Here is a 20784-nt window from a genome sequence, read left to right on the forward strand (position 1 = left end):
CATGTGGAAGATAACGATTAGAATGTGATATACTATTCAAAACGGTTGACGTCCTTTCTCAGAGTTTTTTGTGGTAATTAAATTCTAAGGACTAAACCGTTTTTTGTATAGAGGGGGTCTCACATCAATTGTAAAGCTACAGTTTAATATGATTACAGATATATATTTTTATTGATAAACATATATGATTGTGATAAAATAATTTTGGGTAAACACTGTGGGGATAGTGTTTTTGTGGAAATAGGTAGATGGCACAAAATGGGTAGCGTTCGGTTGCTGCCCGTTTTGTGTTTTTTAGTATTTTTTACTAATATTTTTCCATTATATATTTAATAAATAAGTTTTTCTTGTTTATATTTACTATTATTTATGATAATATGAACATATAGTGTTTTTTATAACTTGGCTAAGGATGTTTCCCACCTCTTTAGGTGGGCAAAAAAAGGAATAACAGGCGATAAGCATATTTACCGCCATGTACCGACGCAAAGCTAATGACCTAGGTTAAAGCGCTGATTGGAATATTTTTCTTCCTTTGAAAAGTATTTAATTTGGTACTTCTACGAAAAAGTAAATTTTTTAAGATATTTTTCTTACAAGGTTACTGCTTGATCTTTGTACAATAAAAGATATGCTCAACACTTCTTTAAGATTGTTTTTTCTGCTTACATCAGTGGAAACATCTTCCACCAAAGTATTAGTTTTATTATTAAAAAGAATTGATGGTGATTTTATATGACCAGTAAAATTTACGCATTAATGGGACCACATGCCAGTGGTAAAACTACAATTCTAAAAAAATTAATTGAAATGGGCGTCCACTGTATACCTGTTTATACAACAAAAATTCCTCGAAGTTATGATACAGACAATAATACCACCTTTTTTTTAAGCCAGTCAGATTTCCTTCAAAAGGATTGGATAGTTAAGGTCACTTATAAGGGAAATTATTATGGACTTTTGAAAGAAGATGTATTCAAGGCATTGAAGGAGCACAAAGTATGTGTAACAATGCTGCACAACAACGGAGTCAAACAGCTCAGTAAAATATTCAACAACAATTTGGAAACCATCTATATAATGGTTGATTATGTAAATCTAATCGATCGCATGATAAAAATGGGGCATACCAATACTGATATGAAATATCATCTTGAATATGCCGAGAAAAATGGTGAATTTGACCATTGGAAAACGGCTGATTATATCGTAAAGAACATTTGCTCATTGGATAAGGCAATAAACCAGGTGACAGCCATTTTAGGCCTTACTGCCAACTTTACTCCTGAAATGATTTCCAAATTATAACTCGGTGTAAGATGTCCCCCTCCTCTTTAGGTTAGGGTGGAATGCTAATAACATGCGGTAAGCTAACATATCCCGCTTATTTTGGTATGGATAACACTAAAAAAAAATCGATACAATAAAAAATGTCTTATAGATTTTGTTTATCTATAAGACATTTTTTTTATTTACCCATTTCCCTCGCCTGCTGACGAAGTAATGCAATTCTTTCACTTGTAGCCGGATGAGTACTGAAAAGACTGGTTAGCTTTTCCTTTGACCCGGCCAAGGGATTGATTATAAACATATGAGATGTGGCTGTAGTAGCCTGTTCCATAGGTTTTGCATGTAATGAATAATATTCTATTTTCTGTAAGGCATCCGCCAGATAATTTGGATTTCCACAAATTATGCCACCTGACTTATCTGCCTCATATTCCCTTGATCTTGATATAGCCATTTGAATCAGGGCTGCTGCCAACGGAGCTAAAATGATAGTGGCAAGAAGACCTATAATATTACCACCATTATCACTATCATCTGATCGTCCACCAAAAATCATGGACCATTGAGCAATATTTGCCAGCATGGAAATAACGCCTGCTATGGCTGCAGCAACAGTGGAAATCAATGTATCACGGTGCTTTATATGTGATAACTCATGGGCTAATACACCACTAAGCTCATCTGGTGATAAAGCATTTAAAATCCCTGTTGTAACAGCAACTGCAGCATGTGACGGATTACGCCCTGTTGCAAAAGCGTTAGGTATTGCACTATTAACAATGCAAACCTTTGGCATTGGAAGCTGTGCATTGGCTGCAAGCCTTGCTACTATCCCATATAATTGTGGTGCTTCCTGCTGTGATACCTCCCTGGCTCCATACACTTTAAGTACCATGGTATCGCTGAACCAATAGGTGAAAAAATTCATTCCCAAAGATATTATCAGCATTAACATGGCACCATGTCTTCCACCAAAGGCACTTCCTATTGCTATCATTATTCCCATAAGAAGTGCCATAAGCACTGTAGTCTTTATTGTATTCATAATCAAATTCACCTCTCTAACAACTTTATTACAGAGATTATACATTATTTTTCTGAAAAAAATATTAAATATCCAAATTTCTTACATATTTTGCATGTTCTTCTATAAACTGACGGCGTGGCTCTACTTTATCCCCCATGAGAACATTAAACAATTCATCAGCTTCCTGTGCATCTTCCATATCCACGCGTAGCATTGTTCTTGTTTCAGGATCCATAGTAGTCTCCCAAAGCTGCTCAGGATTCATTTCTCCCAGACCTTTATAGCGTTGAACATTTACATTATCACGACCTACTTCATCCAGCTTTGAATTAAGCTCTTCATCACTGAATGTATACCAATGCTTTTTCCCCTTGCGTATCTGATAAAGTGGAGGCTGTGCAATATATACATGTCCATTTTCAATTAATGGCTTCATATATCTATAGAAGAAAGTAAGAAGCAAAGTACGAATATGTGCACCATCAACATCAGCATCTGTCATAATAATGATTTTTCCATAACGCCTCTTTGATAGGTCAAATTCATCGCCTATTCCACTTCCAAATGCAGTAATCATAGTGCGTATTTCAGCATTACTGTAAATCTTATCCAGTCGTGCCTTTTCAACATTAAGAATTTTACCTCTCAGTGGCAAAATTGCCTGGAAACGACGGTCTCTGCCCTGCTTGGCACTTCCTCCTGCAGAATCACCCTCGACTATATAAATCTCTGCCTGTTCAGGATCCTTAACTGAACAATCAGCCAATTTACCAGGCAAAGAGCTTACTTCCAGGGCACTCTTTCTTCTGGTCAATTCACGGGCTTTTCTTGCAGCTTCCCTGGCCCGGGAAGCCAATACTGCCTTTTCAAGCAACTCCTTAGTAATTGAAGGATTTTCTTCAAAAAATTCATTTAACCCTTCTGATACTATGGATTCAACTATTCCCTTTGCCTCAGAATTACCAAGCTTTGTTTTTGTCTGTCCTTCAAACTGTGGATTCCTTATTTTAAGGCTTATTACACAGGTAAGACCTTCCCTGACATCTTCACCGGCAAGGTTCTGCTGATTTTCTTTGATAATATTATTTTTCTTGGCAAAATCATTGGCAGCCCTGGTCAAAGCACTTTTAAATCCGGCAAGGTGAGTACCACCCTCCTCAGTATTTATATTATTAACAAAGCTGCATATTTTTTCCTGATATGTGTCGTTATACTGCATAGCAATCTCAACATCAATATCATCTTTTTGCCCATTAAAGTAAATAGGGGTTTTATTTATTTTAGTTTTTTTACGGTTAAGGTATTCAACATAGGAACGGATACCTCCCTCAAAATGGAAGGATTCTCTATCACCTGTTCTCTCATCACTTAATGTAATGGTGATTCCCTTATTGAGGAATGACAACTCACGCAAACGGCGCTTAAGTACATCAAAGCTGTACTCAGTTACTGTAAAAATTTCCTTATCAGGCATAAAATGAACCTTGGTACCAACAATTTCAGTATCACCGGTTATTTTAAGAGGAGAGGTCGTTACACCACGCTTAAAGGAAATATTATGAATTTTTCCATCACGCCTTACCTCAACATCCATATATTCACTTAGAGCATTAACAACAGAAACACCTACACCATGTAATCCACCGGATACCTTGTAGCCATCACCGCCAAATTTACCACCGGCGTGCAATACAGTAAGAACTACCTCCACTGCAGGCTTTCCTGTTTCATGAAGATCTACCGGAATACCACGGCCATTATCAATAACCGTAATACTGTTATCAGCATGTATAGTAACCTCTATGTTATTACAATAGCCAGCCAATGCTTCATCTATTGAATTATCAACTACCTCGTATACAAGATGATGAAGCCCCCGCTCAGATGTACTTCCTATATACATTCCAGGACGCTTACGAACAGCCTCAAGTCCCTCAAGTACCTGTATCTGATCAGCACTGTAATCCCCATCAACAGCAGTAAGCTCAGGATCCTCCTCTTCTCTGTGAATGACAATTTCATCGTTGTTTCCACCATTATTTAAAATATCCTCATCTTCATTAAACATTAATTTTTTCTCCTCCAAAAATCTTTTCTATATTTTTAATATTTATTACCCATGTAAATCTGATAAGAAATCTGCTCTATTTTTTAGAGTTATTGCAGAAATTGCAGATATATAAATCCTGTTATCTGTTATTATTATGGACTTTGGAGCACTTCCCATAGTAATATCATTTATTAAAATTTTTTCTTTATTGTGAGCAATAATATTATCATTTGATGAATTATCACTGCCACTGTAATTTATTATTCCAATCAACTTATCACTTGAAATAAATGTATTACCACCTAAAAACAACATAAAAATCACCACAAATCAAATATTATCACACACATATTTAGACATTAATTACATTTTATTTTCATTGTTACAACGCCATTGTTCAAATTTTTCTTTTAAAAAGAAAAATCTTCCAATTAGCGTTTTACCCAAGAGTACTAGATTTGCGTCGCACTAGGTGGGAGATATGATCACCACCTGTTAAGGATTGTCCCCCCACCTATAGAGGAAGGGGACATCTTACACCGAGTTATAACGCTTCCTGAATTTTTTGTTAAAATTATTCTTTCCAATATCCATAAAATCAAATCTAAATCTTTTCTTTGTACTCTCCCTCAATTGTTCATTAACCATCTCAGGAGTGACTGATTTATAAAGCATTACCAAAGTGCTCATATCCATACAATCAGTATTATTATGACTAATTCTGGAAGCTATTTTCTGCATCAGAATAATTTTTTGTTCATTTACTTCTTCAGCAGTACAGGGAATTTCCTTGACTATATCACAATATCTTGCCCATGGCATATCAAGAAGAAAATCTCTGATTTTTTTGTTTTTCTTATTCCTTTCCTGTCTTTTACAATCATCACATAACTCATTTTCAGGTGAACATAGACTGGTGCATAGCTTACATTTATGCCATTTGTTTTTTATCCTGAAAATTTTCATTTTTTCGTTATTTATTCTTGTCTTTAAAAGTACTTTTTTCAGATTTTCATCTGATACAAAAGATAATTCATCATTAATCTTTTTTAATTTTTCATCACCTATATCAATTTTTCTAATTTCTTTACCAATATCCACTGAAGGCGATTTATCATCTTCATCAATCTTCGATGGCCTGATATTAGTAAAAACAATACTGCTGATCAGGTAATTCCCCATAAAATTATTTATTTTATTTACTATTTCCTCTTCCATATATGACAGCTGAGTAGACCATACAGGATGTGAAGCATACAGAAACAGTTTTTTAAATTCTAACTTTACCGGAGAAACATTACTGGCAATGTGTTTACCAACTATTCTTGGCCAATAAAACATAACCAAATGATTCATAAATTCATTGCCTATTCCCAGAGATTTTATAATACTTGGAAAAATAATATTTATTTTTTCCATTTTCCCCTTACGATAAGCTGACATGATATCACTTCCTGCAAACAACATCAACCTTGCCATTATCAACACTATAAAAAATTCCAGTATAATAATCTGGAAAATATGCCCTGTCTGTTGCTGTAATTATAGTCTGTATTTTTTCATTTTCTATAAAGTTCAATAATTGCTGTCTTCTGCCAACATCAAGTTCACTCATCACATCATCCAGAAGAAGAACAGGATATTCACCCTTTTCAGATCTTATAAATTCCAATTCGGACAACTTCATGGATAATACACCTGTCCTCTGCTGCCCCTGGGATCCAAATGATTTTAAATCTATACCATTTACATAAATATAAAAATCATCCCTATGTGGGCCAACGCTTGTAGCTCCCCTATATATATCTTCATCTGTTAAAGCATGTAACGATTCATTATACCATAAATTAAGATTTTCTTCTATTTTATCCACAGGCTCATCAAATCCCTTTATGGCATAAGACAAAGACAAATTTTCCTCATTTGTGGAAATTCTTCTCTGCATTATATTTGCCAGCATGTTTATTTTTTTTATTGTTTCAATTCTCTTTTTTATAATTCTTACACCATGCTCTACCAGCTGACTGTCCCACATATCCAGCATTGACTTTTTGGATCTGTTTTCCCTTATATTTTTTAACAGGGAATTACGCTGCTGGAGAATTCTGTTATATTTAACAAGATCATTGTAATAAGAAGGGCTTGCCTGAGATATTTCCATATCCAAAAACCGTCTTCTTTCTGAAGGTGCTCCTTTTATAAGGCTTAGATCATCAGGAGAAAAAAGTACAACATTAAAAATACCAATGAGATCCTTCATTTTTATTTTATTCCCATTGTGTATTATCTGACGCCTTTTTCCCCGTTCAAAAATTAATTCTATTTTATTTTCTACACCCATTCTCTCAAATTTTAATGATATGCTTCCACCTGTTTTATCCCACATTATAAGCTCATTGTCTACATTTGTACGAAATGAGCTTCCCATCGAGGCATAACAAACAGACTCAAGAATATTGGTCTTTCCTTGAGCATTATTTCCAATGAATATATTAATGCAATCATTAAAATCAAGATTCAGATTATCATAATTTCTGTAACCGATAAGTTTAAGACTTTTCAGCTTCACGGCCTATCATTCTCCTCCGGTAACAACCTGCCATGAACCAATTTCTTTTATTTTAACAACATCACCATTTTTTAGTTTGCGTCTTCTTGCTGTTTCAAGGTTATTATTAACAAAAACAATACCTTCATCAACCATTATCTTGACCTGACCACCTGATTCCACAACTCCGGCCCACTTTAAAAACTGGTCCAGCTGTATAAAATCTGTATTTATTGTAATTTTATTCATAATTTCACCTTTACTGTTTATCCATAGTGCGAACAGGAGTGATCACATATGTAAATGACTCATCATCCATCATGCGTATGGCAGCAGGACTTAATGAATTATTAAGGCTAATATAAAATTCCTTTGATTCAATTATTTTTAAAACATCTGAAATATAGTCAGCATTAAAAGAAATAGTAATGTCTTCTCCATCAATTTCGGCAGCCAGTGATTCATCGGCATTACCTATTTCAGGATTATTTGATGTAATTCTTACCATGCCATTGGCAAATTCCATAGTTGCGATATTGTAATCATTGGTACGGGATATCAATGCTATTCTGTCTACAACTGCCCTGAATTCTTCTGTGTTCAACTTGATTCTTGTAGAAAAATCATTTGGAATTACTCTGTGATAATCAGGGTACTGACCATCTATGAGTCTTGATGAAATATAGGTATTATCAAATTCAAAGCTGATTTGACTTGTACTGTAATTAATATTTACTGTTCTCGGCATATCAGAAATAAGCAGCTTTTGAATTTCATTCAGAATTTTGGAAGGAATAATCATTTTTCTTTGAGTATCAATACCTTCTACAATCTTTGACTGAACAGCCAATCTCTTTGTATCAGTCGCTGCCATAATTACAGAGGATTCATTAATTTCCATGAGACATCCGGTAAATACAGGTCTTGCCTCTTCATTGGAGCAGGAAAATGTAGTTCTTGAAATAAGTTCTCTTAAAATATTATCCATAATTTTGAATTCATAATCTCCAGCAATTTTATGGATAATAGGAAAATCATCAGCAGACATGCTTAATAATGTGAAATGAGATCTGTTTGATTTTATATGAGATATTTTTTCCTGTTTATCATATTCAAATTCAACATTAACTCCAGGTAATTTTCTTATTACTTCCTGGATATATTTTCCTGATAATACTATATTTCCTGGTTCTTCTACCTGAGCCTCTACTTTACATATAATACCAATCTCGTAGTCAGTTGCTTGCAATTCCAATGTATTGTTTTCAGCCTTAATATAAATTCCTGAAAGTATAGGATTCTGATTTTTGGAGGATACAGCTTTTGATACAGTTTGTATTGATTGAACTAAATCAGTTCTTTTGCAAATAAATTTCATGTTATACACCCCTTATTGTATTTATGATTAGTATATATAAAAAATAGTAGTCGTAATAGTAGGGCCTGTGGAAATGTGGATAAGCCAAATGAGCTCAATAATCAGTTTAATGTTTGCTGTTCATAAAAAGTTGATAAAACAGGGAAGGATATCCACAATAATCACAGAATAATCCTTCCCTAAAAGTTATCTACATTTGTTCTACAGAAAATATACAACATTATCCACAAAAAATTATGGATAATATGAATTATAACGCCATTGTTCAAATTTTTTTTTTTTCAAAAGAAAAATCTTCCAATTGGCGTTTCAACGAGCCGGCAAATATGCTCACAGCTGTTAAAGATTGATTCCCACCACCTTAAGAGGAAGGTGACATCTTAAGCTCGTTATACTCTTTCAATCTTATTAATAAGTTCCTGAAGAGTATTATCCAATTTTATATTTTCTTTCTTTTCATCATTAATTTTATTGTGAGCATGAAGTACTGTAGTATGATCACGACCTCCAAAGAATTCCCCAATCTGTGGTAAGGAAGTGTCGGTGAGCTCACGGCAGAGATACATGGCAATCTGTCTTGGATATGCCAGTGTCTTTGTTCTTTTGCTTGAGTTAAGGTCATCAATCTTAAGATTGAAATATGATGCTACTATTTCCTGAATAACCTCCATGGTTATTTCTTTTTTGTTGTTTTCAGGGTAAACATCCTTCAATGTTTCAGCAACAAGCTCAGTGGTAATCTTTTCACCAATGAGATCAGCATAGGCAACTACTCTGGTGAGTGCCCCTTCCAATTCACGAATATTATTGTCGATTCTTCCGGCAATATATATTAAAGCCTCATTAGGAACATCAATATTTTCCAGCAAAGCCTTTTTCTTCAGTATGGCGATTCTGGTTTCAAGATCCGGTATCTGTATATCAGTCAACATACCCCAGGCAAAACGGGAACTGAGTCTTTCTTCCAATGTTTTTATTTCCCGTGGTGGACGATCGCTGGACAGTACAATCTGTTTATTGGCCTGATGAAGTGCGTTGAAGGTATGGAAAAATTCTTCTTGTGTTCTTTCTTTTTTTGACAAGAACTGTATATCGTCTACCATCAGTAAATCAATATTTCTGTATTTTTGTCTGAATGCTTCGGTGGTGTTATCCCTTATGGAGTTTATTAATTCATTTGTGAATTTTTCACTGGTGATATAAAGAACTCTTTTATCAGGATTATTTTTTAAAACCTCATGTCCTATGGCATGCATCAGATGTGTTTTTCCAAGTCCAACTCCCCCATACATGAACAATGGATTATAGGTTGTTCCGGGATTTTGGGCAACAGCCAAAGCTGCTGCATGAGCCATACGGTTGAAGCTGCCAGTTACGAATGTCTCAAATATGTATTTTGGATTGAGAGATGATGAATCACCTGGGGCAATTTGTCCGGGAATATCAGGTTTTACATGGATATCAGAAGATGAAGAAGTATTTGGTTCATTAAACAGAGATTCTTCAACAGGAGCATCTGCTACTGCTTCTTCCTTGCGTAATTCGATTTCCAGGGTAATATCATCAGTTTTTAGAACATTTTTGCAGGCATCCTTCAGATCCATTATATACCGCTGCTCAATATAATCTTTTGCTATCTCATTTGGGACACTTAGCGTCAGAACATCATTTTGATAATTCATTAGCTTTACAAATGAAAACCAGTTATCTATTACCTTTTCGGATAAATAGTTTTTTAGTTCATTGATGATATTTTCCCATACTTCATTAAGCTGTTCCTGATTCATATTTTATTAGCTCCTCAAAAAATATATCAACAGATAAATAAATTTATCCACATGTGTTAATAAGTATGTGGATAAATCTGTGTTTTTAGCTATTAGTTTATTTTTTTAAAAAAATTTACTACAATAATATAATATATTTATGTTTTTTGAAAAATTGTTAATAAGTATCTGTTGAACACCCACATAATAATATCAAAATATGTAAAAGTTATCAACAAAAAAAGGTGTATATAATCATTTTTAATGTCATCTTATCAACAGATAAGGGAGTTCTGTCCAGCAAAAATCCTTGACACTAAAAGAGTGGTGTTCTATAATCTTGTTAGTTAAATTCAAGTACTATGTGTAATTGAGGTTTGACCGGGTATTTTGCTCGTAAAATATAAGGAGGTGCGAAGATTGAAACAGACTTTTCAGCCAAACAATCATTGGAAAAAGAAGACTCATGGTTTTCGTGAGCGTATGAAGACTAAAGGTGGTCGTCAGGTTTTAGCAAGAAGACGCGCTAGAGGAAGAAAGAAACTTTCAGCATGATAAGAGGTCACTTCGGTGACCTGTTTTTCTCTTTTGAAAGTTTTTTAATCAGTTTAATTATTTTGGCTGTATGAGTAATAGGGAAGAGTCCTTATGACTTTTTAGGCTGATTTAATTTACTTGCTGGGATAGCGTTTTTTTGTTGAAATGAGGATTTTGCCATGTACAAGTTACCTAAAAGTCGTATTCTATGCCGTAGAAACGATTTTCAAAAGGTCCACCGTTTTGGGAAATCCTATGCAAACAGGTACCTGGTATTGTATGTCTTTACAGCAAGTGGGCTGGAGGACAAGGTTGGATTTGCTGCCGGCAAAAAACTGGGTAATGCAGTTACGCGTAATAGAGTCAAGCGTCTTATGCGTGAGTGCTACAGGCTAAATCAAGGGGATATAAAAAATAATTTATGTCTGCTTTTGGTTGGCAGGAAACCAGCTGTTGGAAAAAAATACGATGTTATCGAGAAGGCTTTTCTCGATTTGGGAAGAAAAGCCAAAATATTTAGGAGATGATATATTGGTGAAGAGATTCATGGTATTCATGATAAATATATACAGATCTTACATTTCACCTCTTACGCCTCCTTCCTGTCGCTATATTCCAACCTGTTCGGAATATGCAATTATTGCTATTGAAAAATACGGACCAATGAAGGGTGGATATTTGGCAGTAAAAAGAATACTTCGCTGTCATCCTTTTCATAAAGGTGGATATGATCCGGTTCCGTAATATAGGATTTTGTTATAACAGATTTTCTGTAGAAATTAGGATGTGTTAAATTGGAGTTTTTATCATCACTATTTGAGCCAATTGTAGAACTGTTCCGTATTTTGATGGGACTATTCTATAATATAACGGCTTTGACCGGTTTTCCAAATTATGGTATTGCCATAATACTCATGACTATTTGTTTAAAGGCTTGTTTATATCCTTTGAACAAGAAGCAGATAAAATCCATGAAGGCTATGCAGGAGATTCAGCCTGAGCTAAAAAAAATTCAAAAGAATTATAAAAATAATCCCCAGCTAATGCAGCAGAAAATGGCTGAGCTGTATCAGGAGTCAGGGGTCAATCCTTTGGCCGGGTGTTTGCCACTGTTGGTTCAGATGCCATTTTTGATGGGAGTATATTATTCCTTATATGGTTTTGAGTATCAGGGTGAACCAACTTTCCTATGGTTATCCAGCTTATCAGATGTGGATACTACATATATACTTCCTCTGCTTTCTGCTATTACTACCTTTCTGACACAAAAGCAGAGTATGATGAATAACGGGCAGGAAAATCAGCAGATGAAGATGATGATGTATATTATGCCTGTATTTATTGGATATATTTCAATTAATTTCCCATCCGGTCTTGTACTTTATTGGGTTGTGATGAATATTTGCCAGATAGTTCAGCAGTGGTATATGTTCAGAAATGAAGACAGCGGCGTATCTGGAAAAGCCAAGAAGGGAGCTGCCTGATTGAAATGTCTTTAGAAGTTGAGAAGATTGGTAAAACTATAGATGAAGCGAAAAGAGCTGCCATTGAAGAATTGGGAGTATCTGCTGATTTAGTTGATTTTGTAGAGGTAATAGAGCCAAGTAAGGGCTTTTTAGGTTTAATAGGTGGTAAACCTGCCAAGGTAAAAGCTGTTGTCCGTGAGCTTGCTCCTGTGGAAAAAGCAAAAAAATTTCTGAGTGATATTTTTGCTGCCATGAGTCTTGATGTTGATATTAATATGACTGAATCAGAAGATGGTACCGTATTTAATCTTATTGGTGAAAATCTTGGGATATTGATTGGTAAACATGGTCAGACACTGGATTCTCTCCAGTATCTTTCCAATCTTGCGGCAAATCGTGGTATAACCGATAATAAGGTTCGTATCATTATCGATATAGAAAATTACAGAAATCGTCGTGAGGATACTTTGCGTCGTTTAGCAGTCAGGCTGGCAGACAAGGTCAAAAGAACAGGTGAGAGAATTGTTCTGGAGCCAATGAATCGTCACGAGAGAAAAATTATTCATATGGCATTGCAGGATAATTACCGTGTTTCTACCTATAGCTCTGGAGATGAGCCTTATCGCAAGGTTGTTATTGAACTGAAGCGTGGCGGTCGTCGTGAAAACCGTGAGCGTAAGGACAGGGAAATAACAAATTGATTTTCTCTGTAAATATGTTTTAGTGTATGAAGGCTGTCTCATATTTGGGACAGCCTTTTGGCATATTTATAACGCCATTGTTCAAATTTTTCTTTTAAAAAAGAAAAATCTTCCAATTAGCGTTTCAACGAGGTGGGAGATATGCTCACCACCTGTTAAGGATTGTCCCACCTCTCCTATAGAGGAAGGGGACATCTTACACCGAGTTATATTATCTGTCGTATTTGGAGGAAATATGCAGCAGGATGATGTTATTAGTGCAATAGCTACTGCACCGGGTGAGGGTGGAATTGGTATTATCAGGATAAGTGGCAATGGAGCTGTTGATATTGCAAATAAGATATTCAGGCCCTATTCCGGTAATTCCTTAAAAGAGTGTACACCGAGATTGGCAAATTATGGTAAAGTAGTTGATGAAAACGGCAAAATAATAGATGAAGCTATATGCATAGTGATGTATGCTCCAAATTCATATACCTGTGAAGATGTAGCAGAAATCCAATGCCATGGTGGAAACATCGTTATGCGTGAAATTCTTTTATTGACCTATAGAATGGGGGCAAGGGCTGCTGAGCCTGGTGAGTTTACAAAAAGAGCTTTTTTAAATGGGCGCATAGATTTAAGTCAGGCCCAGGCTGTAATGGATATTATCAATGCAAAGACAAAAGCATCACTGGATATGGCAATGGATCATTTATCCGGGAGATTTTCTGATACAATAAAGGTATTCAGAAACGATTTGTTATCTATTATTGCTCATCTTGAAGCTTCAATCGATTTTCCTGAAGATGACATAGAGGAATTTGATTTTGAAGATACAAAGGAAAAAATAAAGCTGTTATTGGAAAAAATTGAAAAAATGCTGGATATGGCAGATACCGGCATAATACTGCGTGATGGTTTAAAAACTGCTATTATTGGTAAACCAAATGCCGGTAAATCAAGTATTATGAATTTCTTACTTGGACAGGAAAGGGCAATTGTTACAGAGGTTCCGGGAACTACCAGGGATAGTATTGAGGAATATGTAAATATTGGAGGAATTCCCCTTCGATTAATTGATACTGCTGGTATTCGTAGTACAGATGATATTGTTGAAAAAATAGGTGTTGAAAAAGCATATTCATATGCTTATGATGCCGAGCTGGTATTGGCTGTTTTTGACAGTAACAGGGAAATGACTGCTGAGGATGAGGAAATTATAAAATTAATTGATAATTGTTCAGGAAATATAATAATTATCATGAATAAAATTGACTTATCAGCTGATTTGAATAATGATATTCTTATCAATAAACTAGAATCATGTAAGCATGCAAAAATATGTGGTATTGTGCCTATGTCAGCAAAGAAGGGACAAGGTCAGGATAAATTGGAAAAGCTCTTGTCTGATATTGTTTATGGTGGAAATGTAAAAATCATGGAACATCAGGCACTATGCGATGCCAGACAGTCAGAAATATTAAGACAGACTGCTGAGTTTTTAAAGGATTCCATAAACACGATAAATATAGGAATGAGTGAGGATTTCATAGTAATTGATTTGAGATCAGCCTGGGAGAAGCTGGGAGAAATCACAGGTGAATCGTTGGATGAAGATATATTAAACCAGATATTTAGTAAGTTTTGTATTGGAAAATAATATCCCTGGAGGAAATTAAAGTGAAGGATAGGCTTTTTACAGCTGGAAAATATGATGTTATCGTAATTGGAGCGGGACATGCCGGAGTTGAAGCAGCATTGGCTTCGGCCAGAATAGGTTGTTCAACTTTATTGGCAACCTTAAGTATGGATAATATTTCCCTGATGCCATGTAATCCATCCATAGGTGGACCTGCCAAGGGCCATTTAGTGCGGGAAATTGATGCCTTGGGCGGACAAATGGGAATAACTGCAGATGAAACCTGTATACAGTTTCGTATGTTAAATACCGGTAAAGGACCTGCTGTACACGCCTTGCGTGCTCAGGCTGATAAAAAGCATTATCAGTTCCGTATGAAAGAAATATGTGAAAATACTGATAATCTTGATGTAAAACAGCTTATGATAGATCAGCTTGTTATAGAAAATAATACCATTAAAGGTGTTATCACTGAAAACATGGAGCAATATCTGTGTGATGCTGCTATTTTGGCTACCGGAACATATCTCAAGGGACAGATTATTATTGGGTTACATACATATACAGGTGGTCCAAGTGGTCAAAGATCTGCTGAAAAGTTATCGCAATCCTTATTGGATGCCGGGATTAAGTTAATGAGATTTAAGACCGGTACCCCTGCAAGGGTTGATGCCAGAACCCTGGATTATGACAAGATGGAAATACAGCCGGGAAATGATGAGGCCAGAAATTTTTCCTTCATGAGTGACGATATAACAAGAGATCAAATTCCATGCTGGTTGACTTATACCAATGCCAAAACACATAAAATAATCATGGATAATATCGACAGGGCTCCTATGGCGAATGGTATTATAAAGGGAATTGGACCGAGGTATTGTCCTTCCATAGAAACAAAGCTGCTGAGGTTTCCTGACAAAGAAAGGCATCAGCTCTTTCTTGAACCGGAGGGTGTTCATACAAATGAGGTTTATGTCCAGGGGATGTCTACCAGTTTACCAATGGATGTGCAGATTGATTTTTTGCATACCATATCTGGATTGGAGAATGCAAAGATCATGCGGGCAGGATATGCCATTGAATATGATTGTATAGATCCCCTTCAGTTAAAGCCTACCCTTGAATTAAAGGGTATATCAGGATTGTTTTCCGCCGGACAGTCAAATGGTACTTCAGGTTACGAGGAAGCAGCGGCCCAGGGGATTATCGCCGGAATTAATGCAGCCATGAAGGTTAAGAAAATGGATCCGGTCATTTTAAAGCGATCAGAGGCTTATATTGGTGTTTTGATTGATGATCTGGTGACAAAGGGTACTAATGAGCCTTATAGAATTATGACATCGAGGGCAGAATATAGACTGATTCTTCGGCAGGATAATGCAGATCAGCGTTTGACTCCATTGGGACATCGTATTGGATTGGTTAAAGAAGACCGCTGGGAAAGATTTACCAACAAGATGAAATGCATAGAAGATACTATATGTCTTCTGAAAAATACAAAATTAAACCCTGATCAGATAACCTTAAAGCTTTTGGAAAATAATAAAATTGAAGAAATACGGAATACGACAAGTCTTTATGATCTTCTTAAAAGACCGGATGTGGATTATAATAAATTAAGGTCCATGTTTGATTTGCCAGAAATAGCTGATGAGGTCAGACAGCAGGTTGAAATATCGATCATGTATGAAGGATATATCAAAAAACAACTTGAACAGGTTGAAAAAATGCGTAAATTGGAAGAAAAGATGATTCCAGATAGTATTGATTATAAGCAGCTTGATAATTTAAGGGATGAGGCAAAGGAAAAGCTTGCTGATATCAGACCGGTTTCCATAGGGCAGGCTGCCAGAATATCAGGCGTTTCCCCGGCGGATATTTCTGTTTTAATGATATATTTGGAACAGCAGAAGCGTACAGAGGAGACCCACAATGAGCTTTGAGGAATATTTAAGGGATGCAGCTGGTAAATATGGTGTAACATTTACAGAGCATCAGGTACATCAGTTTGATCAGTATTACAGGCTTTTAGTGGAATGGAATGAAAAAATTAATCTCACGGCAATAACGGAGCCTAGGGAAGTTGCAATTAAGCATATGATAGACTCTGTTTCGTGTTGGGATGAAAAAAGATTTAAAAATGTTCAAACTGTTATTGATGTAGGGACCGGAGCAGGTTTTCCAGGGATTCCATTAAAGATTTTCATACCTGACATAAAGCTTACCTTATTGGATTCTTTAAATAAGAGAATCAATTTCCTTCAGACTGTGGTTGATACTCTGCAGTTAAGTAGTGTGGAATGTATCCACAGCAGGGCTGAAGAAGGGGCCAGAAATAAAATACTTCGTGATAAATTTGACCTGGCAGTATCAAGGGCTGTTGCCAGATTGCCTGTACTGGCGGAATATTGCTTGCCCTTTGTCAAAAAGAATGGATATTTTGCAGCTCTTAAAGGAATGAAATTTGCAGAAGAAACCCAGGAAGCCGAAAAAGCAATTTCTATATTAGGTGGAAAAATCGAGGATTGTGTAGAAATAAAATTGCCATATCTGGAAGATCGGCGTGCAGTCATATATATAAAGAAGGAAAAGAACACTCCAAAGGCTTATCCAAGAAAAGCAGGTACTCCTGATAAAAAACCATTGTAAAAAATCAGCTGTTGTGTAATTATTAAATGTGTACCATGCTTTTATTTTGGATATGACAAGTCCAAGATTTAAGTGGGAATAAAGTAATAGCAGGCAGTGAGCATATCTCTCGCCTCGTGCGACGCAAAGCTAGTGCCCTTGGGTAAAATGGTAATAAGATTTTCTTCTGGAGAAGAATATTTGAACAATGGCGTTATAATATGTTTGTTGATAGTGGATTTTCAGGTCTGACGAACAGGAAGTGTGATTATGAAGAAAGTAATAATATTATTTATGGCTTGTATGCTGTTATTTACCAGTAGCAGTTTTGCAGACAATTCCAGCAATGATGATAGCAGTGACAGCACCGTAACCAAGAGTGATGAACAGAAGGAAGCCAGGTTCATTAAAATTCATGAGGATGAATCTTTTGTATACCTGTTGGATAAGAAGGATTCAGGATGGATAAGGCGTCCATACAGTGCTGGAGAATATATTATTGATGCCTGGATAAAAATGATACCTTATAGCTATTCAGCAAGTGTAAATTATAACTCTTCAGAAATATATGATAAATATTATTTGGAGCATTATCTTATTGATCCGGCCAATAAAAAAATACAATTTTTATGTGAGCTTGAGGTTTCAGGCAGACCAGACAATAATATCCGTCAACGCCCTTATTATGTAGGAAATTGGGAAGGTTTGGTACCAGGAAGCGTTGAAGATTCCATATATCACTCGGTAGTCAAGATAATGGGTACTAAAAAAGGAAGCAGCGGTATAAAAGGAAAACTTGGTGATTTTATTGAGGATGTGTTCCGTATATCAATATAACAAGCTTAAGATGATATCTACCTTTATAGGTAGGGAAAAACAGTTATGAATTACGGTAATCCTTTTGTTTTTTGAGTTGATTTTTTTATCCACAAATAAATCGAACACACTTGTGGATATGTTAATAACCTTGTGGATAACATAATATGATAAATAAAAACTCCCCCAGCGACGCTGTATAGATATCAATGATAATCAGCGCCCTGCGGGAGTTTTAAATTTTCTATGATTTTAAATTAATTGTTCTGCCAAGTGAATAAATTCACCATTAATCGGTTTTTTGTTCGTTATGGCATCATGGAGGTCAATAGATACAACCTTACCTTGATTGAAACCAAACACTACATCAGATTGACCTGCTATTAGTGCTAATGTAGCGCGTTCACCAAGCTGGCTTGCTTTTACACGATCCTGTACAGATGGTGATCCACCACGCTGAATATGACCAAGAACAGATACGCGCACATCCATTTGAGTTTTTTCTTCAATATATTTGCCTATTTCTATTGAACTGCCAACACCTTCGGCCACAACAATCAAGGAATATCTCCTGCCGTTTTCATAAGATGTTATTATTCCTTGACATATTTCATCAAGATTGTATTCCTTTTCAGGTATAAGTATGAATTCTGCACCGCCGGCAATACCTGCCAGCATAGCCAACCATCCACAGTGTCTGCCCATTACTTCCACTACGGCAATACGATTATGTGAGGATGCAGTATCACGCAGCTTGTTAATTGCGTCAATAATGGTATTCGCAGCTGTATCAGATCCAATGGTATAGTCTGTTCCCCATACATCGTTATCTATGGTTCCTGGTAAGCCTACTATAGGAACACCTGTTTCCATACTCAGCTGGGTAGCTCCGCGCAGGCTGCCGTCTCCACCAATGATAACCAAGCCTTCTATACCGCGTTTTTTCATATTTTCATATGCCTGCATTCTGCCTTCCGGAGTCATGAATCTCTTGCATCTTGCAGTTCCCAGAATGGTACCGCCCCGTTGTATTATGTCGCTGACACTGCGGGATGTCATTTCTTCAATATCCTCATCCAGTAGGCCACGGTATCCATTATATATGCCCCAAACCTTTACTCCTTCAAATAATGCTGTACGAACAACAGCACGGACTGCAGCATTCATGCCCGGACTATCGCCACCACTTGTTAAAACACCTATGCTTTTTAACATATTTAATACCCCCATGAACCATATAATATAAAAATTCATCGTGTTGACAAAAAAACATGCTGATGATACAGTAAAAAGACGGTTAGTACAATATATGTCTTTTCAACTATTATAATCCATTTTATTCACTGTAACAAGATATTACCTTTTATGTATTATCGTACAATGACATTGAGGTGTTGGATTAATCACTTATGATGTATATTGTTATTTTATCCAATATTGATGGATAGAGCTAATTAAAATTTAGTGAAGGTATCTAAATACCACTATATAAATCTCATTTTATAAAGGAGTTTAGTGATGCAAGAATTAGAATTGAAGTATGGTTGTAACCCTAATCAGAAGCCTGCCCGTGTATTTGTAAGTGAAGGAAAGATTCCTTTTACAGTGTTAAATGGCAAGCCTGGCTACATCAATTTGCTCGATGCCATGAACAGCTGGCAATTAGTACGGGAGCTTAAGAAGGCAACTGGTTTGCCATCGGCTGCATCCTTTAAGCATGTCAGTCCGGCCGGGGCTGCAGTTGCTGTTCCATTGCCTGAAATACTGCAAAAGGCATATTTTGTTGAAGGTATCGAATTATCTCCTATTGCTACAGCCTATATTCGTGCAAGAGGAGCTGACAGAATGTCTTCTTACGGTGATTTTGTGGCTCTTTCTGATGAGTGTGACGCTCAGACGGCTTCTTTTTTGGCCAGGGAGGTTTCTGATGGAATTATTGCACCTTCTTACTCAGAAGAAGCGTTGAATATTCTGAAATCAAAGCGCAAGGGCACTTATTTGGTGCTTCAGATGGATACCAGCTTTCAGCCTGGAGAAATTGAAAAGAAAGAGGTATTTGGTGTCACTTTTGAACAAAAGCGTAATGATATTGAAATTAATGACAGTTGTCTCCAGGATATTCCTACAAAAGTAAAGAGCTTGTCAGATGGTGCCCGACGGGATTTGCTGATTTCATTAATAACTCTTAAATATACTCAATCAAATTCTGTCTGCTATGCAAAGGATGGCCAGGCCATTGGCATAGGTGCCGGTCAGCAGTCCCGTGTACATTGTACCAGGTTGGCCGGTAACAAGGCGGATATTTGGCATCTGCGTCAGCATCCAAAAGTTTTGGCACTTCCTTTCAAGGAAGATGTTCGTCGTCCTGATCGGGATAATGCAATTGATGTATATATTGGTGAGGAATGGGAAGATCTTCTGGAAACTGATGACTGGAAACGTGTTTTTACAGAAAAGCCTGAGCCATTAACCCGTGAAGAGAAGAAAGAATACTTAAAAACCATTACAGGGGTTTCACTGGGATCAGACGCATTCTTTCCTTTTGGAGATAATGTAGAGCGTGCACATAAAAGTGGTGTAGAGTTTATTGCCCAGTCCGGTGGCTCAATAAGGGATGACAATGTTATTGAAACTGCTGATAAGTATGGTATAGCAATGGCATTTACCCATATAAGGCTATTTCATCATTAATATGCCGGGGATTATGGTGGGATAATAACTTTTGCCAAATCTTAAGCTTTTATTTGTCTTTAATATGGTATAAGGAAAAATAGATAGATAATAATTATCATTAGTTAATCCTTTGCACTAAAAAGGGGCTGTCGCATTTGATGTTTTTCATCAAAGCGGCAGCCTATTTTTGTGCAGATTCTTCCTTTATTTGCAACCATAAAAGTTAGTCGATTTATTTTTGAACACAACAAAAACACCGTTAATAATAACGATGTATAAACGC

At 36.2% G+C, this 20784-nt stretch carries 20 protein-coding genes; 11 read left to right on the plus strand and 9 right to left on the minus strand.

From position 1 onward, the window contains the following. Positions 1-735: 735 nt before the first annotated feature. Entirely contained in the window at positions 736-1308 is a 573-nt protein-coding gene (locus K6C05_RS04375; protein WP_296731701.1) for a guanylate kinase, read from the plus strand. Between the two features lie 160 nt (positions 1309-1468). Here the strand turns inward: K6C05_RS04375 and htpX are convergent, their stop codons facing one another. The 8 genes from htpX to dnaA all read right to left on the minus strand — a co-directional run bounded on the left by htpX (position 1469) and on the right by dnaA (position 10080). Next, positions 1469-2335 (minus strand): zinc metalloprotease HtpX, encoded by an 867-nt coding sequence (gene htpX / locus K6C05_RS04380; RefSeq protein WP_296731703.1) that lies wholly within the window; start codon positions 2333-2335, stop codon positions 1469-1471. Between the two features lie 64 nt (positions 2336-2399). Next, positions 2400-4385 carry a DNA topoisomerase (ATP-hydrolyzing) subunit B gene (gene gyrB / locus K6C05_RS04385; RefSeq protein WP_296731706.1) on the minus strand — a complete coding sequence of 662 codons (1986 nt, stop codon included), beginning with the start codon at positions 4383-4385 and terminating at the stop codon, positions 2400-2402. A 45-nt stretch (positions 4386-4430) separates the two neighbouring features. Then, positions 4431-4682 carry an extracellular matrix regulator RemB gene (gene remB / locus K6C05_RS04390; RefSeq protein WP_296731707.1) on the minus strand — a complete coding sequence of 84 codons (252 nt, stop codon included), beginning with the start codon at positions 4680-4682 and terminating at the stop codon, positions 4431-4433. Between the two features lie 219 nt (positions 4683-4901). After that, complete coding sequence (locus K6C05_RS04395) at positions 4902-5810, minus strand: DUF721 domain-containing protein (protein ID WP_296731709.1); 909 nt, start codon at positions 5808-5810, stop codon at positions 4902-4904. A gap of 4 nt (positions 5811-5814) precedes the next feature. Then, positions 5815-6936, minus strand: coding sequence for a DNA replication/repair protein RecF (gene recF, locus K6C05_RS04400; RefSeq protein WP_296731711.1), 1122 nt, complete (start codon positions 6934-6936; stop codon positions 5815-5817). Between the two features lie 6 nt (positions 6937-6942). Then, complete coding sequence (locus tag K6C05_RS04405) at positions 6943-7164, minus strand: RNA-binding S4 domain-containing protein (protein ID WP_296731714.1); 222 nt, start codon at positions 7162-7164, stop codon at positions 6943-6945. A 10-nt stretch (positions 7165-7174) separates the two neighbouring features. After that, positions 7175-8293, minus strand: coding sequence for a DNA polymerase III subunit beta (dnaN, locus tag K6C05_RS04410; RefSeq protein WP_296731716.1), 1119 nt, complete (start codon positions 8291-8293; stop codon positions 7175-7177). A gap of 389 nt (positions 8294-8682) precedes the next feature. Continuing rightward, positions 8683-10080, minus strand: coding sequence for a chromosomal replication initiator protein DnaA (gene dnaA / locus K6C05_RS04415; RefSeq protein ID WP_296731719.1), 1398 nt, complete (start codon positions 10078-10080; stop codon positions 8683-8685). Positions 10081-10479: 399 nt separating this feature from the next. On the opposite strand from dnaA, the gene rpmH reads away from it, so the two are divergent. From rpmH to K6C05_RS04460, 9 genes are all read left to right on the plus strand, one after another. Then, positions 10480-10614, plus strand: coding sequence for a 50S ribosomal protein L34 (rpmH, locus tag K6C05_RS04420; RefSeq protein WP_290709533.1), 135 nt, complete (start codon positions 10480-10482; stop codon positions 10612-10614). Positions 10615-10775: 161 nt separating this feature from the next. Then, positions 10776-11123 carry a ribonuclease P protein component gene (rnpA, locus tag K6C05_RS04425; protein WP_296731726.1) on the plus strand — a complete coding sequence of 116 codons (348 nt, stop codon included), beginning with the start codon at positions 10776-10778 and terminating at the stop codon, positions 11121-11123. Between the two features lie 7 nt (positions 11124-11130). Beyond that, positions 11131-11340 (plus strand): membrane protein insertion efficiency factor YidD, encoded by a 210-nt coding sequence (gene yidD, locus K6C05_RS04430; protein WP_296731752.1) that lies wholly within the window; start codon positions 11131-11133, stop codon positions 11338-11340. A 50-nt stretch (positions 11341-11390) separates the two neighbouring features. Further along, positions 11391-12080: a YidC/Oxa1 family membrane protein insertase gene (locus tag K6C05_RS04435; protein WP_296731729.1), complete on the plus strand. Its 690-nt coding sequence runs from the start codon at positions 11391-11393 to the stop codon at positions 12078-12080. 5 nt (positions 12081-12085) lie between these two features. Beyond that, on the plus strand, positions 12086-12763 hold the full coding sequence (jag, locus tag K6C05_RS04440; protein ID WP_296731732.1) for an RNA-binding cell elongation regulator Jag/EloR: 678 nt from the start codon (positions 12086-12088) through the stop codon (positions 12761-12763). Positions 12764-12998: 235 nt separating this feature from the next. Then, entirely contained in the window at positions 12999-14405 is a 1407-nt protein-coding gene (gene mnmE / locus K6C05_RS04445) for a tRNA uridine-5-carboxymethylaminomethyl(34) synthesis GTPase MnmE (RefSeq protein ID WP_296731735.1), read from the plus strand. 20 nt (positions 14406-14425) lie between these two features. Then, complete coding sequence (gene mnmG, locus K6C05_RS04450) at positions 14426-16327, plus strand: tRNA uridine-5-carboxymethylaminomethyl(34) synthesis enzyme MnmG (protein WP_296731738.1); 1902 nt, start codon at positions 14426-14428, stop codon at positions 16325-16327. Further along, entirely contained in the window at positions 16317-17033 is a 717-nt protein-coding gene (gene rsmG / locus K6C05_RS04455) for a 16S rRNA (guanine(527)-N(7))-methyltransferase RsmG (protein WP_296731741.1), read from the plus strand. Before mnmG ends, rsmG begins: the two co-directional genes overlap by 11 nt. Positions 17034-17282: 249 nt before the next feature. After that, positions 17283-17849: a hypothetical protein gene (locus tag K6C05_RS04460; RefSeq protein WP_296731744.1), complete on the plus strand. Its 567-nt coding sequence runs from the start codon at positions 17283-17285 to the stop codon at positions 17847-17849. A gap of 231 nt (positions 17850-18080) precedes the next feature. Here the strand turns inward: K6C05_RS04460 and pfkA are convergent, their stop codons facing one another. After that, complete coding sequence (gene pfkA / locus K6C05_RS04465; protein WP_296731746.1) at positions 18081-19043, minus strand: 6-phosphofructokinase; 963 nt, start codon at positions 19041-19043, stop codon at positions 18081-18083. A gap of 303 nt (positions 19044-19346) precedes the next feature. Here pfkA and K6C05_RS04470 point away from each other — a divergent pair, with 303 nt between their 5' ends. Beyond that, the gene (locus K6C05_RS04470) at positions 19347-20519 is read left to right on the plus strand and encodes a phosphoribosylaminoimidazolecarboxamide formyltransferase (RefSeq protein WP_296731750.1); all 1173 of its coding nucleotides are present in this window, start codon (positions 19347-19349) and stop codon (positions 20517-20519) included. Positions 20520-20784 lie beyond the last annotated feature (265 nt).

This window comes from Anaerovibrio sp. (genome assembly GCF_024697385.1).
Lineage (GTDB): Bacteria > Bacillota > Negativicutes > Selenomonadales > Selenomonadaceae > Anaerovibrio.